At 72.7% G+C, this 16,141-nt stretch carries 13 protein-coding genes; 6 read left to right on the plus strand and 7 right to left on the minus strand.

Going from position 1 to position 16,141, the window contains the following annotated elements:
• Window positions 1-989 precede the first annotated feature (989 nt).
• Window positions 990-2,363 carry a ParB/RepB/Spo0J family partition protein gene (locus NR073_RS06980; protein WP_082067648.1) on the plus strand — a complete coding sequence of 458 codons (1,374 nt, stop codon included), beginning with the start codon at window positions 990-992 and terminating at the stop codon, window positions 2,361-2,363.
• Window positions 2,364-2,480: 117 nt separating this feature from the next.
• Here the strand turns inward: NR073_RS06980 and trxA are convergent, their stop codons facing one another.
• From trxA to NR073_RS07005, 5 genes are all read right to left on the minus strand, one after another.
• A complete protein-coding gene (gene trxA, locus NR073_RS06985) occupies window positions 2,481-2,870 on the minus strand; it encodes a thioredoxin (RefSeq protein ID WP_326847851.1) in 390 nt (129 codons plus the stop codon).
• 31 nt (window positions 2,871-2,901) lie between these two features.
• The gene (gene trxB / locus NR073_RS06990; protein WP_044659947.1) at window positions 2,902-3,903 is read right to left on the minus strand and encodes a thioredoxin-disulfide reductase; all 1,002 of its coding nucleotides are present in this window, start codon (window positions 3,901-3,903) and stop codon (window positions 2,902-2,904) included.
• A 148-nt stretch (window positions 3,904-4,051) separates the two neighbouring features.
• Window positions 4,052-6,112: a hypothetical protein gene (locus tag NR073_RS06995; RefSeq protein WP_256748697.1), complete on the minus strand. Its 2,061-nt coding sequence runs from the start codon at window positions 6,110-6,112 to the stop codon at window positions 4,052-4,054.
• Between the two features lie 65 nt (window positions 6,113-6,177).
• Complete coding sequence (gene murJ, locus NR073_RS07000; RefSeq protein ID WP_256748698.1) at window positions 6,178-8,022, minus strand: murein biosynthesis integral membrane protein MurJ; 1,845 nt, start codon at window positions 8,020-8,022, stop codon at window positions 6,178-6,180.
• Between the two features lie 46 nt (window positions 8,023-8,068).
• Window positions 8,069-8,680: an NUDIX hydrolase gene (locus tag NR073_RS07005; protein ID WP_069941261.1), complete on the minus strand. Its 612-nt coding sequence runs from the start codon at window positions 8,678-8,680 to the stop codon at window positions 8,069-8,071.
• Between the two features lie 65 nt (window positions 8,681-8,745).
• On the opposite strand from NR073_RS07005, the gene NR073_RS07010 reads away from it, so the two are divergent.
• The 4 genes from NR073_RS07010 (at window position 8,746) to NR073_RS07025 (ending at window position 12,832) form a co-directional block, all read left to right on the plus strand.
• Window positions 8,746-10,197, plus strand: a complete 1,452-nt coding sequence (locus tag NR073_RS07010) for a CCA tRNA nucleotidyltransferase (protein WP_256748699.1) — start codon at window positions 8,746-8,748, stop codon at window positions 10,195-10,197.
• A gap of 52 nt (window positions 10,198-10,249) precedes the next feature.
• Window positions 10,250-10,549 (plus strand): Rho termination factor N-terminal domain-containing protein, encoded by a 300-nt coding sequence (locus NR073_RS07015; protein ID WP_070708933.1) that lies wholly within the window; start codon window positions 10,250-10,252, stop codon window positions 10,547-10,549.
• Between the two features lie 144 nt (window positions 10,550-10,693).
• Window positions 10,694-11,224, plus strand: a complete 531-nt coding sequence (locus tag NR073_RS07020) for an acyltransferase (RefSeq protein WP_235186526.1) — start codon at window positions 10,694-10,696, stop codon at window positions 11,222-11,224.
• 75 nt (window positions 11,225-11,299) lie between these two features.
• A complete protein-coding gene (locus tag NR073_RS07025; protein WP_256748700.1) occupies window positions 11,300-12,832 on the plus strand; it encodes an acyltransferase family protein in 1,533 nt (510 codons plus the stop codon).
• Between the two features lie 106 nt (window positions 12,833-12,938).
• Here NR073_RS07025 and NR073_RS07030 read toward each other — a convergent pair whose 3' ends face one another.
• Entirely contained in the window at window positions 12,939-14,024 is a 1,086-nt protein-coding gene (locus NR073_RS07030) for an inositol-3-phosphate synthase (RefSeq protein ID WP_041102498.1), read from the minus strand.
• Window positions 14,025-14,192: 168 nt separating this feature from the next.
• On the opposite strand from NR073_RS07030, the gene NR073_RS07035 reads away from it, so the two are divergent.
• Window positions 14,193-15,716: a glycosyltransferase family 87 protein gene (locus NR073_RS07035; RefSeq protein ID WP_078025345.1), complete on the plus strand. Its 1,524-nt coding sequence runs from the start codon at window positions 14,193-14,195 to the stop codon at window positions 15,714-15,716.
• On the opposite strand, the gene NR073_RS07040 is transcribed toward NR073_RS07035, so the two are convergent.
• The gene (locus NR073_RS07040; RefSeq protein WP_220478892.1) at window positions 15,707-16,039 is read right to left on the minus strand and encodes a hypothetical protein; all 333 of its coding nucleotides are present in this window, start codon (window positions 16,037-16,039) and stop codon (window positions 15,707-15,709) included. The genes NR073_RS07035 and NR073_RS07040 overlap by 10 nt on opposite strands.
• Window positions 16,040-16,141: the final 102 nt, after the last annotated feature.

The raw sequence follows: 16,141 nt of genomic DNA on the forward strand, positions 1-16,141 counted from the left end.
GCGCCCGGGTCACGACGTCAGCAACGCGAGGAGTCTGAACCTCGAACGCATCTCACGCCCCTATGGACGCCGGCATCTGAATGCAACCCGTTCGTGGGCGGACTTCCGTGGCACCAGTGCACGGTCAAATCTTCGAACGGGACGTTTCACGTGAAACGAACCCCGGGTGAGTGCACCGTGCCGCGGCGTAAGCATCCGGGGCTGTTCCGCGAGCAAACGATTCCGTGTTGGGACTACGTGCCGAGGAGCGGTCCAAGAATGTGGGAGTCGCTCACGATGGATCTGATTCGTGCTCCACGGGGCGTACGTCCTGCTCTTGCCGGCAGACTCATCCTGTTTCACGTGAAACATCGACGCCAAGACATCGCCCGAGGATGCTGCGGAGAGCGGAGGCACTGAATACAGGAACTAGAGAAATCCAAACCGACCTGCTCAAAGATTTGAGTGTCCGCATAGCTCTGAGGGGAAGTGGCATGAGCACTCCGCTGCTGCTCCCCCATTCCGCATCTCATGGCGCACAACATCATGGGGGTGACCCGCAATCTGAGGACCATCCACACGGAAGTTTGGCCGGGAGTGCTTAGATGTAACACTAGCGATTGCAACTGCGATTCTGTTGCCGCTCACTCGTTAGCTCAGACATCGTGTTTCACGTGAAACGGGTGAACCGCCAGAGGAAGGCCGAGAGGGCCCTGAGGATTCCAGCGAGGCCGCTCTGGGGCGCACCCACGAAGCGTTCCACGTGAAACGCCCACCCTCACGGGAGGTGGATGGCCCGCACATCCACCTTCAGCCGTCCGAGTCGAGCACGCGCGTCCACGCCAGAACCGAGAGCAGGGCATCGCCGACCCCGTGCAGGCCAGACCCTCGCACGCCCCCGCCAGTCAGGGCCAGAGCACCTCGAGGACTGTCTTTCCGTCGCCCGGGATCATCGAGACCAGGCCGCTCACCTACACTGATCGCAGACCCACTCACTGCAGGAGGACCCGTTGAAGACGAGCCGTCGAGGAGGCCTGGGGCGAGGCCTCGGCGCCCTGATCCAGAGCACTGTAGAAGCCCCGGAAGAGAACGCCGAGGCACCCTCCCCGAAGGACTCTCCGACGCCGGCGAAGAGCGGCCCGAAGGCCGACGCGGCAGCGGAGACCACCATGACATCGACGCGGAGCATCGCGACGACCGAGACGTCAGGGAAGTCCAGCGATCCTGCCCCGTCGGCCTCCCAGAGAAAGACCACGGGCGGCGCCGCTCAGGTCTCGAAATCAACGTCCACGACTGGCCGGGGCACCGCGTCCGCCACGAAGGCAGGGCCCACCTCATCGAAGCGTGCCTCGCGACCCGCGCAGCGTCCCGTCGACGTGTTCTTCTCCGCAGACTCCGAGGACGCACCTGCGGCGCGTTCGAGCAACGGGCGTCCGGCCATGCCGACGGTGAAGGCGCCCAGCAAGCGTCCCACCTCCGCGACGTCGTCGAGGAAGGAACCGGCGGACTCGAGCGTTGAGTCCGCCGCGACCGAGGGGACCGTGTCCGCGGACATCGCGGTCCTGCGGGAGATCCCGGTGGGGGACATCCACCCCAACCCCCGGCAGCCGCGTGAGGTGTTCGACGAGGACCACATGGCGGAACTGGTCACCTCGATCCGCGAAGTCGGCATCCTGCAGCCGATCGTCGTGCGCGAGGTGGACGGCCCCACCCCCTACGAGCTGATCATGGGCGAGCGCCGGTGGCGCGCTACCCAGAAGGCCGGCCTGGACACCATCCCGGCGATCGTCCGCCAGACTCCGGACCAGGACCTCCTGCGGGACGCCCTGCTGGAGAACCTGCACCGCTCCCAGCTGAACCCGCTCGAAGAGGCCGCCGCCTACCAGCAGCTCATGGAGGACTTCGCCTGCACGCAGGAAGAGCTCTCCCAGCGCATCGGCCGTTCCCGTCCGCAGATCTCCAACACGCTGCGGCTGCTCAAGCTGCCGCCCCTCGTGCAGCGCCGCGTCGCCGCCGGCACGCTCTCGGCCGGTCATGCTCGCGCGCTGCTCGGTCTCACGGACCCGTCGGACATGGAGCGTCTGGCGCAGCGGATCCAGTCGGAGGGCTTGTCCGTCCGGGCCACGGAGGAGGCTGTCGCGCAGCTGCAGGGCGGGCTCCGGCCGGGCCGTACGCCGCGGCGCAGCACGGACGACGCCCGCCACGAGCGCCTGGATCACTACGCCACCGCGCTCACCAGCCGCCTGGACACCGCCGTGAAGATCACCCTCGGCGCGCGCAAGGGTCGCATCGCCATCGACTTCACCACCGTGGAGGACCTGAACCGCATCATGGACCTCATCCAGGGCGGTCAGGACGGCAAGGGGAAGGGCAAGAAGTCCTGATCCGGACTTCCCGCGGACGGCGTCCACGGGCACCCGCCGCTGGTCCTGAAGATCGACGCACGACGGCCCCGTCACCCTCTCGGGTGACGGGGCCGTCGTGGTGAGTGGGGGAGGGGCTCAGCCGAGCAGGGCCGAGAACTCCTTCTCCAGCGCGGCCTTGGGCTTGGCGCCCACGGACTCGACGACCTTCTCGCCGTTCTGGAAGCCCACGACGAGCGGGATGGAGGTGACGCCGTAGCGCGCGGCGATGGCCGGGTTCTCATCCACGTTGAGCTTGGCGATCACGGCCTTGCCCTCGTGCTCCACGGCCATGTCCTCCAGGACGGGCCCGAGCATGCGGCACGGGCCGCACCACTCGGCCCAGAAGTCCACGAGGACGGGCAGCTCGGACTGGAGGACCTTCTGGTCGAAGTCGGCGTCGGTGACGGTGATGGTGCTCATGGCAGCCTCCTGGGGGTCGTTCTGTGTCTGACGAGGGTGGACAGGGGTGTTATCGACATGACTCATGACGCTCTGTCAGGGGTCATGAGTCAGTGGCTCATGCCGGAACCGCGTCCGACTCCGGGCCGGCCGGCGCGGCCTCCTCCACGTCGGCCACGGTCGCGAGGTAGTGCTCCACGTCCTGGGCGGCCACGCAGCCCGAGCCGGCGGCGGTGATGGCCTGGCGGTAGGTGTGGTCCGTGACGTCGCCGGCGGCGAAGACGCCCGGCTGGGAGGTCCGCGAGGACGGATGGTCGATGCGGATCGTGCCGTGCTCCGTGAGCTCCACCTGGCCCTGCACCAGGTCCGTGCGCGGGTCCTGGCCGATGGCGACGAACAGGCCGGTCACGTCCAGCGTGGACGCCTCGCCGGTGCGGGTGTCCCGCAGGCGGAGGGTGTTGACCTTGTCGTCACCCGTCACCTCCGTGACCTCGGTGTTCCAGCGGAACTCGATCTTCTCGTTCTCCATGGCCCGGTGGGCCATCACCTTGGAGGCGCGCAGCTCGTCCTTGCGGACCAGCACGGTCACCTTGGACGCGAACTTCGTGAGGAACAGGGCCTCCTCCATGGCGGAGTCGCCGCCGCCCACGACCGCGATCTCCTGCTCGCGGAAGAAGAAGCCGTCGCACGTGGCGCACCAGCTGACGCCGTGGCCGGAGAGGCGCTCCTCGCCGGGAACGCCGAGCTTCCGGTAGGCGGAGCCGGTCGTGAGGATGACCGCGTGGGTGCGCAGCTGGGTGCCGTCGCCGAGCGTGAGCACCTTGGGGTTCGACGTCAGGTCGGCCTGCACGACGTCGTCGTAGACCACCTCCGTGTTGAACCGGCGGGCCTGGGCCTCGAGGTTCGCCATCAGCTCGGGCCCCTGCACACCCTCCGGGAAGCCCGGGAAGTTCTCCACCTCGGTGGTGTTCATCAGCTCGCCGCCCGCGGTCACCGCCCCGGCCACCAGGACCGGGGAGAGCTCGGCGCGGGCGGTGTAGATCGCCGCGGTGTATCCGGCGGGGCCGGATCCGACGATCACGACGTTGTGGACGCTCTGGTCCTGGGCGGTGGGGGCCACGGGTTCCTCCAGTGGATCGGGGTGGTGGACGCTCCTCCAGGACAACGGCGGAGCCACGGGCGGGTATTCCGCGGTGCCGGGGCCGCGGTGCGACGACGTCCGGCGACGGCGGCCGGAAGGTCCGGCGCGCCGTCGCCCGGGCGCGGGGTCAGCGGACGGCGATCTCGCCGAGGCGCAGGCCGAACGGGAGGTCCGACGTCGTGCCCTCCAGCTGGGGCAGCGAGGTGAGGCTGACGATCACGTACTCGGCCTCGGCCTCGGTGCCCTCGAACGGCACGGGGATGGAGACGGTGTCCTGGTCGAAGGTGCCGTTGCCGATCTCCTTGGCGTTCGCGCCCTCGGGGGAGTCGGCGATGTAGGCGAACCAGGCGCCACCGGTGGCCCCCGTGCTCTGCAGGGTCACCTCGTTCACCTCGGTGCGCTCCTCGAGCTGGACCACGAGGTTCATGCTCTCCACATAGCCGCCGAAGTTCGGCCGTGCGTAGGCGAAGGTGCGCCACACGGTGGTGGGGTCGCCGTCGATGAGGTTGCTCAGGTCCGCGTCGTGCTCGGCCTCGTGCTCCGGCAGGTCCGGCACCGAGCGCAGGGCCTGGACGGGCTGCGGGGCGGCCGCGGCGCTCTCGCTGGACGGGGTGGGGGAGGGGCTGGTGCTCTCCGACGGCGACGGGGTGTCCGATGCGGACTCGGACGACGCAGACTCAGACTCGGACGACGCGGCCTGCGGGGCCGGCCCGCCGCGCAGGTTCTGGGCCAGCAGCACCCCGCCCACGACGAGTGCGGCCAGCAGGCCGAGCACGAGGAGCAGGGCCAGCGGACCGCCGCCGCGCGTGCGGCCGTTGCCGTCGCCCGGGTCGGCCACCGTGGCGCCGTCGTCGCCCCCGGTGGTGGCCGGGGCAGCTTCAGCATTCGGAGCCGCGGCGGCGGCCGTCGAACCGGCAGCCGCGGCACCCGCCGCCGTTGCGGCCCCGGCCGCGGCAGCCACCGGAGCGGCCGTGCCGCGCGACTCCTCACGGACGGTGGGCGCGGACTCGGCCACGATCGCTCGGCGGGGGACGGGGCGCTGGCGCCGCACCGGGATCGCCTCGGTGTCCGGGGCGACCGGCTCCGGCGCGTCGGTCTTCTCGGCCGCCACGGGCTCGACGGGCTCGGTGGGTGGCGTAGCCCCGTCGGCATCGGCGTCGGTCGTCTGCGCGGCGGCGGCCCCCGCCGCGACAGCCGGGAGTGCGGCGGTGCCCGCCTGGGCCTCGCGCTTCTCAGCTTCGCGCTCCGCGGCCTCGCGTTCCTGGGCCGCGCGCTTCTCAGCCTCGCGCCGCTCGGCCTCCCGGGCGCGCTCCTCCTCGGCACGACGGCGGGCCTCGGCCCGGCGCTCGAGCTCGCGGCGCTCGGCCTCCTCCCGCTCCGCGGCCAGCCGGGCCTGCTCGGCCTCCCGCTCGCGCGCGGCCCGCTCCTCAGCCTCCTGCTCCGCCTGGCGACGGGCGCGCTCGGCCTCGGCGCGGCGCTCCTCCTCGGCACGCTCCTCCGCCTCCCGACGTTCGCGTTCTGCGCGCTCGGCGGCCTCCTTGCGCTCCCGCTCGGCCCGCTCGGCGGCCTCCCGCTCGGCCCGCTCGCGCTCCTCCTGCTGCTTCCGGGTGGCGGCGTCCGCCGCGGCCAGGGCCGACGCCCCGGCGGCCGCCTTCGCCGCGGTGCCGTCGGAGGGACGGACCCGCTCGGCGAGGCGCTCGGAGAGGCGGTTCAGGAACCCGGGACGACGCTGGGCCTCGTCCTCGTCCGCGCGGAGCCGGCGGTCGAGGTCGGTGTAGTACGCCTCGTCGTCGTCGTAGGCGTGGGGGTCTCCGGTCCGCGACTCGCCGAACAGCTCGGAGCCGAGGCTGTCCGTCTGGAACGGCTCCACGTACAGCTCCTGCGGGTACGCCAGACCCAGCAGGACGTCCGGGTCGGGGTCCCCGCCGGCGATCAGGTACGTGCGGCCCTCGGACAGCCCCAGGTCGAGCACCTGCACGTCGTCGGTGCGCTCGCCCGTGGCCAGCTCCCGCGCGGACGAGGCCACCTGCGTGGCGTTCTCACGTGAGGCCACGAGCACGGTGACGCGGCGGTTGAGCACCTGGTCCGTGCCCAGGAACACCATGTCCTGGTCCGCGGACGTCACCACGTGCTGGGTGATGCGATAGCGGCCGCCCAGGACGGCGCCGACGGCGATGGGCTGGGGCACGGGCTCTTCTCCTGACGACGGGGTCGGAATCCGATGATACGTGGCGTGGCCGTCGCGGCCAGAGATCAGCCGACGCGCAGCAGACGACCCAGCGCCGGCACGCGGGCGACGAGCGGCCGGAGGGCGTCGTCCAGCTCGGGGAACCGCATGGCCCGCAGCACCACCAGGTACACCGGACCCATCGCCACGGCCGCCACCGCGCACGTGAGCAGCGCCGTCCCGATGGAGTTCCACGCGAACCCGCCGGTGTACCCGCCCAGCAGCCACACGACGACGACGCCCGCGGCCGCCGCGGCCAGCGCGGCCAGGCCCGTCTGGACGTGGGCACGCAGCACGGACGCGAGGCCGTAGTCCCCGAACCGGCGCACGGTGAGCACATGGGTCAGGACGAACTGGTACACGTACGAGACGGACGAGGCGAACGCGACCCACAGGGCCATGGACCACAGCGGCAGCAGCATCGCGCCCGCCCAGGAGAGCAACAGCATCAGGAGCGAGCCGCTGACCTGGACCACCATCGGCACCTTGGCGTCCTCGGCGGCGTAGAACACGCGCAGCAGATAGAAGGAGCCCGAGCGGAACGGAATGGACAGCGCCAGCGCGAGCAGGACCGAGCCCACCGCGATGCCGGCCACCATCGCCGTCTCGGCCGTCGAGCCGAAGACGCGGCCCAGGGGGCCCGCCAGGACCACCACGCCGGCGAGGCAGAACATCAGCGGCACGGTGAACGCGCGCAGACCCTGCGCCGTCGTGCGCCGGACCGCGGACATGTCCTGGCGGCCCATGGCGCGGGCCAGCCGGTTGAAGAGCACGGTGGCCAGGGAGAGCACGAACACCGAATGGGGCAGCACGGCCATCAGCATCGCCATGTTGTACGCGGCCACACCGGGGATGGCCGCCTGCGCCATCTCGGCGCTCCAGGTCTCGGTGCCTGGGATGCGCAGCTCACCGCGGTCGCGGGCCTCCGTGGCGGAGGTGACGTACCGCTGGCACAGCAGGAGCACCACGTTCGTGGCGACCATCGTGACCAGGGTGTACCCGGCGATCCGGCCGGTGTCCCGCAGGCCGATGCCCTTCCATCCGAACCGCGGGCGCAGACCCAGGCCGAGCCCGCGCAGCGGCAGGAAGAGGATCACCGCCTGCAGCGCGACACCCAGGGTGTGGCCGCCGGCCAGCACGACCGTCTGCGCGGTCGTCCACCCGGCGAGGTCGTCCCCGGCCCGGTACGCCCCGAACATGCCCAGGTACAGCACGATCGCACCGATCGCGACGACGTTGTTCAGCACCGGCGCCCACATGTAGGCACCGAAGCGCCCGTTGGCGTTGAGCACCTGCCCCACCAGCGCGTACATGCCGTAGAAGAACACCTGGGGCAGACACCACAGGGCGAACACGGTGGCCATCTCGAGCTTCTCCGGCGACCAGCCGCGGGTCAGGGCCGTCATGAGCGGGGCCGCCGCCAGCATGACCACCACCGTGCCGGCGAGCATCACGAGCGTGCCGAGCGTCATCAGGCGGGAGGTGTAGTCCGCGCCCCGGTCGGCGTCGCGGGCGTGCTTGATCAGCTGCGGCACGAGCACGACGTTGAACACGCCGCCCACCAGGAGCAGGTAGATCACGTTCGGCAGGGAGTTGGCGATCTCGAAGATGTCGGCCATGTCCGCGGACAGGCCGATCGCCACCGTCACCAGCGTCGCACGGACGAGGCCCAGCACGCGGGAGAGGAGCGTGCCGGAGGCCATGATCGCGGTGGACCGGCCGGCGCGGCGCTCGCCCTCGGGGGTCTCGTCCGCGGGGTCCACGGCGGCCGGATCCGTGGCGGGGGCGGGGTCCGTCGTCGTCGGCTCCTCGTCGGCGACGCCGGCGTGGGCGGGGTCCTGCGCTGGGCGCGGGGCGGGTCTGCTGCTCAAGGGTCACCCAATCGTGGTCGGAAGGCCCCGTGCCGGGGGCGGTGGATCAGGGGCGGGGGCTCCGGGCGCCGCCCGGGGGGAAGTGCTGGTCGACCACCTGGCGGGCCAGGTCGACGATCCGGCGCTCGTTGGCGAAGGAGAGGCGGCGCGCGACGTCCTCAAGGCGCACCCACGCGACGTCCACGGCCTCGTGGTCCGGGTCGTTCTCCGTGGTCAGCTCGCCGCCCGTGGCGCGCAGCAGGAAGTGGTGCACGGTCTTGTGGACGCGGTGCCGGGCGACCGTGAACCAGTAGTCGATCGCGCCGAGCGGCTCGAGGATGTGGCCGGCGATCCCGGTCTCCTCCTCCACCTCGCGCACGGCCGCCTGCCGGTGGTCCTCCTCGCCCTCGGGATGGCCCTTGGGCAGGCACCACTCGAGCCGGCCACCGCGGTTGTAGCGGGCGATCACGGCCACCTCGAGGCCGCCGTCGTGCTCGCGGACGATGACGCCGCCGGCGGAGACCTCCTCCACCGTGGGCAGGGAGGCGGCAGCGGCGGAACGGGGTCCCGCGGGGGCCGGGGTGACGGGGCGCAGAGGCGGCTGCGGCCGGCGACGCCACGCCCCCAGCGCGGAGGGCAGGGGGGCGCCCCGGTGCGCGGAGGGATCGGGGCGGGTCATGCCGTCAACTCTAGCCCGGCCCGCGCGGGCCCGTGCCGGGACCGTCTGGCACCCTTGTAGGCATCATGGATCTGACCACCGCCACCCACGCGCTGCCCCCCGGCTTCCCCGCGGACGCCACCCTGCCCGCCGTCGTCGTGGAGCTGGGGCGGAGGTTCGAGGCCGCCGGCCACGAGCTCTCCCTGGTGGGCGGCCCGGTCCGCGACCTCTTCCTGGGACGGTCGTCGCCGGACCTGGACTTCACCACGGACGCCGACCCGGACGCGTCCGAGGCCGTGGGCGCCGGCTGGGCGGACGCCACGTGGGACGTGGGACGGCGGTTCGGGACTATCGGCTTCCGCAAGGCCGGCTGGCAGCTCGAGGTCACCACCTACCGGGCCGAGCAGTACGACCCGGCCAGCCGCAAGCCGCAGGTGGCCTTCGGCGACAGCCTCGAGGACGACCTGCTGCGCCGCGACTTCACCGTCAACGCCATGGCCCTGCGCCTGCCCGCCCTCGAGCTCGTGGACCCCTTCGGCGGCATGCGGGACCTGCACGCCGGCGTGCTGCGCACCCCCGGCACCCCTGAGGACTCCTTCTCCGACGATCCGCTGCGCATGATGCGCGCCGCCCGGTTCGCCTCCCAGCTCGGCTTCGCCGTGGCCCCCGAGGTGGAGCAGGCCATGACCGCGATGGCGGAGCGGATCACGATCATCTCCGCCGAACGCGTCCGCGAGGAGCTCGTCAAGCTCGTCTGCGGGGCGCACCCGCGCGCCGGCCTCGACCTGCTCGTGCGCACCGGCCTGGCCGACCACGTCCTGCCCGAGCTGCCCGCCCTGCAGCTCGAGTCGGACGAGCACCACCGCCACAAGGACGTCTACGCCCACTCCCTGACCGTGCTGGAGCAGGCCATGGAGCTGGAGGGTGAGTACGCGCCGTCGACCCCCGACCCCGTGCTGCGCCTGGCGGCGCTGCTGCACGACGTCGGCAAGCCGGCCACGCGCCGCTTCGAGAAGGGCGGGGCCGTCACCTTCCGGCACCACGAGACCGTGGGGGCCAAGCTCGTCCGCAAGCGGCTGCGTGCCCTGAAGTTCGACAACGACACCATCAAGGCGGTGGCCCGTCTGGTGGAGCTGCACATGCGGTTCTACGGCTACGGCGACGCCGGCTGGACCGACTCCGCCGTCCGCCGGTACGCCCACGACGCCGGCGACCTGCTGCCCCGCCTGCACGCGCTGACCCGCTCGGACGTGACCACCCGCAACCGGCGCAAGGCCGAGCGGCTGGCCCACGCGTACGACGACCTCGAGCGGCGCATCGCCGAGATCGCCGAGGCCGAGGAGCTCGCCGCCGTGCGGCCGGACCTGGACGGGCAGCAGATCATGGCGCTGCTGGGGATCCGCCCGGGCCCGGTGGTGGGCCGGGCGTACAACCACCTGCTCGAGTGGCGCCTCGACGAGGGCCCGCATGAGCCGGCCGAGGCCGAGGCGGAGCTGCGGCGCTGGTGGGCCGAGCAGCCGGAGGCCCGGCAGGACTGAGGCGGCGCGGCGGGCCTTCCACCCGTCGTCGGGCCGGGACCACACTGGCCGCATGGCTGAGAAGAAGACCGAGAAGAACGGTGCCCCCATGGGCCCCGGCACCTCCAGCATCAAGGACCCCGAGGTCTACGAGGCGCTGCGCCGCGAGGGCGCGAGTGAGGAGAAGGCCGCGCGGATCGCCAACGCGTCCGCCCGGGACGGCCGGGACGAGGTCGCCGAGCGCGGCGGCGAGGCCGGCTCCTACGAGGACTGGACCAAGGACGAGCTCGCGAAGCGGGCCCGCGAACTCGACATCGAGGGCCGCTCCACCATGACCAAGGACGAGCTCATCGAGGCGCTGCGCGACCACTGACCGGCGCCCGCACCCCCGCTTCCGGGGGCGGAACCCGGTGCTTTGGGAGCGGAATACCGCCGGAAACCGCCCCCAACGCGGTGGGTGGGTGGGGATAGCCGGAGGCTTTGGCCCATCCAGGTCCGGATGGGATGATCGACCGCTGTGAGTTCCGACCAGCGCACCGCGCCCGTGCCCCGCCATGCCCTGTCGCCCCAGGACGGCGCGCCCGCCGTCAAGGTCGGCACACGGGTCAGCCGCGGCCCCGGCCGGGTGACCGCCCTCGACGGGCTGCGGGGGATCGCGGTGCTCGCCGTGCTCGTCTTCCACGCCTGGCCCACCTTCCTGCGCGGCGGGTTCGTGGGCGTGGACATGTTCTTCGTGCTCTCCGGCTTCCTCATCACCACCGGCCTGGTCCGCGGTGTGGACGCGGGCCGGGGCGTGGCGCTGGGCACCTTCTGGATGAAGCGCGTCCGACGCCTCATCCCGGCCATGCTGATGGCGCTCGTGGGCACCACCGCGCTCGCGTGGCTGGCGGTGGACGAGTTCCCCGCGGGCCTGGGCCGCCAATGGTTCGGCGCCCTGACCTACACCAGCAACTGGGTGATGATCCTCGAGGGCGGGGACTACTTCAACCGCGCCTCGCCGCCACTGTTCGAGCACCTGTGGTCCCTGGCGATCGAGGAGCAGTTCTAGATCCTCTGGCCCCTGCTCCTCTGGGGGCTGCTCCTGCTCACCTGGCCGCCGCGCAGCACGGTGAACTCGGGGCGGGTGGCGGACCGCCGTCGCATCCTCGCGGTCGCGGTCGCGGCCGTGGCCTCCGCGGCGTGGATGGCCTGGGGCTCGTGGCACGGGTTCGAGCAGGCCCGCCTCTACTTCGGCACGGACACCCACGCCTTCGGCCTGCTGTTCGGCGCGTGCGTGGCGATCGGCCTGGCCCATGTGCCCCGGCCCGAGCACGGCGGCCCCGCGCCGCGGACCTCGGCCCCGCGGGTGGCCGTCGCGTGGGGCGCCGTCGCGGTGCTCGCGGCGGGCTTCGCCCTGGTCGACGGCGGCCACGCGAGCACGTACCGCGGGGTGCTGGCGGGCCTGTCCGCCGTCGTCGCGTTCATCGTCTGGCACGTGGTGCAGGGCGACCGGCGCGACTCGCTCTCGCGCGTGCTGGGCAACGGGTTCCTGCGCTGGTGGGGGCGCCGCTCCTACGCCGCGTACCTGTGGCACTGGCCGCTGCTCGTGATCATGCGCGTGATGGTGCCCGTGGACGCCCCCGGGTGGGTCGAGCCCGTGGCCGCCGGCGCGATCCTGCTGCTGACCGCCCTGATCGCCGACCTGAGCACCCGGCTGATCGAGGAGCCCATCCTCCACGAGGGGTTCAGGGGCGCCTTCGGCCGCTGGGGCGCGGCCGCGCGGCGGGCGTTCACGGGCGGGGCCGGGCCGATCGGCCGGCTCGCGGCCGCCGCCACGGCGCTGGGGCTCGTGGCCGTGCCCGCGGCGGCCGTGGCCGCCGTGGTGCACTCGCCCGCGCAGACCCAGCTCGAGCAGGACATCGCTCGGGCGGAGGAGTCCCTCAAGGCCGCCCAGGCGGCGCAGCAGGCGGCCCGCGAGTCCCGCGCGGCGGAGCAGTCGAAGCGGGCCGAGGCGTCGGCCTCGGGGGCACCCGGCTCGGCCGCCCCCGGGGACGCGGAGGGCTCCGCCGGCGCGACGTCCTCGCCCGGGTCGTCCGCCGAGCCGTCCGGGCTCGGGCTCGGCGACCCGGCCGTCACGCGCCCCACGTACTCCAAGGAGCAGCTCACCGCGGCCCTGCCGCCGTCCGAGCTCGGCACGGACGTCACCCTGATCGGCGACTCCGTCTCGCTCTCGGCCGCGCCCACGCTCATGGAGGAGCTGCCGGGGATGCTGCTCGAGGCGGAGGTGGGCTACCAGATCTGGGACGCCGCGGACGAGCTCGAGAAGCTCAAGGCGGACGGCCAGCTGAGCGACGTCGTCGTGGTGGCCCTGGGCGCCAACGGCACCACCCATCGGGGCGACTGGGAGAAGATCCTGGCGGCCGTCGGCGAGGACCGGCTGCTCGTGCTCGTGGTGCCGCACGGCCCGATGGACTGGATCGCGGACGTGCAGGTGCAGATGGCGGCGCAGGCCAAGGCCCACCCGGACCGGATCGTCCTGGCGGACTGGGACGCCGCGGCGAAGCAGCACGTCACGGACTTCTCCGCCGACGGCGTGCACCCCCGCGCCGACGGCCAGGCCATGTACGCCCAGCTCGTCCGGCTCACCATCGAGGACCGGCTCGGCGCGCGGCGCTGAGCGCGGTGGCCGGGGCGGCACGCGCCCCCACGACGACGCCGGCCCGTCACCTCCACGGGGAAGGTGACGGGCCGGCGTCGTGCACGGTCCGCGGGGACCGGGCTCGTCAGCGCTCGATGTCGCCGCGGATGAAGGCCTCCACAAGCTCGTGCGCCGCGTCGTCGTTGTGCTGCACGGGCGGGGACTTCATGAAGTAGGACGAGGCCGAGAGGATCGGCCCGCCGATGCCGCGGTCCAGGGCGATCTTCGCGGCGCGCACGGCGTCGATGATCACGCCGGCCGAGTTGGGGGAGTCCCACACCTCGAGCTTGTACTCGAGCGAGACGGGGGCGTCGCCGAAGTTGCGGCCCTCGAGGCGCACGAACGCCCACTTGCGGTCGTCGAGCCAGGCCACGTAGTCGGACGGGCCGATGTGCACGTCCTTCTCGCCCAGCTGCGCGGAGGTGTTGGAGGTGACGGCCTGCGTCTTGGAGATCTTCTTGGACTCCAGGCGCTCGCGCTCGAGCATGTTCTTGAAGTCCATGTTGCCGCCCACGTTGAGCTGGTAGGTGCGGTCCAGGGTGACGCCGCGGTCCTGGAACAGCTTGGCCATCACGCGGTGGGTGATGGTGGCGCCGATCTGGGACTTGATGTCGTCGCCCACGATCGGCACGCCCGCGGCGGTGAACTTCTCGGCCCACTCCGGGGTGCCGGCGATGAACACGGGCAGGGCGTTCACGAACGCGACGCCGGCGTCGATCGCGGCCTGGGCGTAGTGCTCGGTGGCCCGCTGCGAGCCGACGGGCAGGTAGCAGACCAGCACGTCCACCTTCGCGTCGCGGAGGGCCTGGGCCACGTCCACGGGCTCGACGTCCGACTCCTCGATGGTCTCGGCGTAGTACTTGCCGAGGCCGTCCAGGGTGGGGCCGCGCTGGACGGTGACGTCCGCGTGGGGCACGTCCGCGATCTTGATGGTGTTGTTCTCGGAGGCGGTGATGGCCTCGGACAGGTCCAGGCCGACCTTCTTCGCGTCCACGTCGAACGCGGCCACGAACTCGAGGTCGGACACGTGGTAGTCGCCGAACTGCACGTGCATCAGGCCCGGGACCGTGTCCGTGGCCTTCGCCTCGCGGTAGTACTCCACGCCCTGGATGAGGGATGTTGCGCAGTTGCCCACGCCGGCGATGGCGACGCGGATGGGGTTGGTGGCCACGGTCTGGTTCTCTCCTCGACTGTCCGGAACGGGTGCGGGCACGCGGCGCGCGCAGGGGGGCCCACACCGTCCGGCGGGGCGCTCACCCGGGGATCAACCACGCCAGTCTACGACCGACGACGGCGGCCCCGCCCGTCCGGTGTCCGGGCGGCTTCCTAGGATGGGGGCATGAGACCGGCCCCCGCGCACGCCGCGACCCCCAGCGAGCCGCCCACTCACGCCGCGGACGGCGCCCCGAGCGACGCCGTGACCGCCCCGGGCGCCCCCGCCGGGCGTTCCGCTGACAGCGCACCGTCCGGGACCCTGCCCGCCCCCGGCGAGCGCGGCGGCCGCTTCCAGCTCGCCGGCGGCCTCGCGGCGAACGGCCCCGGACGGGGGACCGGCTCCTGGGCCGGGCCCGTGGCGCTGACGGGGCTGCTGGTGGCTCTGGCCGCCGTCGTGACCGTGCTGCAGAAGTCGCCGTGCCTGCTGCACGGCTGGGGCGCCCCGGACGTCTACTACGCGGGCTGCTACTCGGACTGGGCCGCGCTCTACGGCGGGCGCGGGTTCGCGGCGGACCCGTGGGCGCCGTTCCGGGCGGGCTCCACGTTCGAGTACCCCGTGCTGATGTCCGTCGTGGGCTCGGTGGCGGCCTGGATCACGCAGGCGCTGCCGTTCTCGCCGGAGCAGGGCACGGTGGTGTTCTGGCTCGTGAACCTCGGGTTCGTGGTGGTGCTGTGGGCCGTCGTCGCGGTGCTGACCGTCCGGATGGCGGGGCGCCGGTGGACGGACGGGCTCATGGTGGCCGTGGCCCCGGGGATCGTGCTGGCCGGCACCATCAACTGGGACCTGTGGGCCGTGGCCCTGCTGGCGTGCGGCATGTACGCGTGGTCGCGCGGCCGGTCCCTGACGGCGGGGGTGCTGTTCGGCCTCGGCGCGGCCATGAAGCTGTATCCGCTGCTGATCCTGGGGCCGCTGCTGATCCTGGCGGTGCGCTCGCGGCGGTGGCGGCCGTTCCTGCTCGCGGCCGGGGGCACGGTGGCGGCGTGGGCGGCGGTCAACGTGCCGCTCATGGCCGTGAACTTCCAGGCGTGGTCCGTGTTCTTCACCTTCTCCGGCGAGCGCGGGCCGGGCCTGTCCAGCGTGTGGCACGCGTGGGACGTGACCGCCGCGCAGGCCGGGTGGGCGTTCGTGCCGGAGGACTCCCTCACCCTGCTGGCCTACGGGACCTTCGCGGTGTGCTGCCTCGGGATCTTCGTGCTCGGCGTGCGGGTGCGGCACACCCCGCGGCTGGCCCAGCTGACGTTCCTGGTGGTGGCGGCGTTCGTGCTCACCAACAAGGTGTACTCACCGCAGTTCGTGGTCTGGCTGATCCCGCTCCTGGCGCTCGCCCTGCCGCGCTGGCGGGACTTCTGGGTGTGGCAGACGGTGGAGGCGCTGCACTTCTTCGCCGTGTGGATGTACCTGGCCAAGGGGGTGGCCGAGACCCCGCCGCAGCACTCCATGGACGACTCCGTCTACGTGGCCGCGATCCTCGCCCACATCCTCGCGGTGCTGTGGCTGTGCGGGCGCGTCGTGTGGGAGATGCTGCACCCGGCCGAGGACCTCGTGAAGCGCGACCACGGCGGCCACCCGGACGCCGACCCGCTCGCCGGCGCGTACGCCGGCCCGGCCCGGGGGCGCTCAGGCCGGCCGGCCGCGGTTCAGGCGTAGTCCCAGCGGTGGATCGGGCAGTCCGGGGACGACGGCGGCGCGCTCGTCCCCGCCTCGGCGGCGCCGCCCTCGCGGGGCGGCGGCGGACAGACGCACGGCGCCCCGGAGGCGGCCGTGGCCGCCTTCATCTGCTCGCGCCAGATCACGTGGGGGTCGGTGGCCGGGTCCGCGGCCGCGCCGGGGTGCGCCGGACGCGCGGCGCCGTCGTCGTGGGCGGGGGTGCGGGCCGCGTCCCCGTCCCGGGTGAAGCCCATCCGCACGATGGCCCAGCCGCCCACGGTCCACGCCACCAGGAGGAAGACCCCCACGGCGACGGCGATCATGATGTCCACGGCGGGCTCCTCCTGCGCTGACGGGCGGGCGATGCGGCCGGGGCCGCTTTCGGGCCAGGGTAGTCGGACGGGGTGGTGGGGGCGGTACGGTCG

Origin of the sequence: Micrococcus sp. Mcc28 (assembly GCF_024519775.1) — a bacterium.
Lineage (GTDB): Bacteria > Actinomycetota > Actinomycetes > Actinomycetales > Micrococcaceae > Micrococcus > Micrococcus luteus.

Excerpts from the sequence above, each read along its gene's own strand:
- trxA (WP_326847851.1), bottom strand. The coding sequence starts at position 2,870 with ATGAGTCATGTCGATAACACCCCTGTCCACCCTCGTCAGACACAGAAC.
- NR073_RS07005 (WP_069941261.1), bottom strand. The coding sequence starts at position 8,680 with ATGACCCGCCCCGATCCCTCCGCGCACCGGGGCGCCCCCCTGCCCTCC.
- NR073_RS07010 (WP_256748699.1), top strand. The coding sequence starts at position 8,746 with ATGGATCTGACCACCGCCACCCACGCGCTGCCCCCCGGCTTCCCCGCG.
- NR073_RS07015 (WP_070708933.1), top strand. The coding sequence starts at position 10,250 with ATGGCTGAGAAGAAGACCGAGAAGAACGGTGCCCCCATGGGCCCCGGC.
- NR073_RS07035 (WP_078025345.1), top strand. The coding sequence starts at position 14,193 with ATGAGACCGGCCCCCGCGCACGCCGCGACCCCCAGCGAGCCGCCCACT.
- NR073_RS07040 (WP_220478892.1), bottom strand. The coding sequence starts at position 16,039 with ATGATCGCCGTCGCCGTGGGGGTCTTCCTCCTGGTGGCGTGGACCGTG.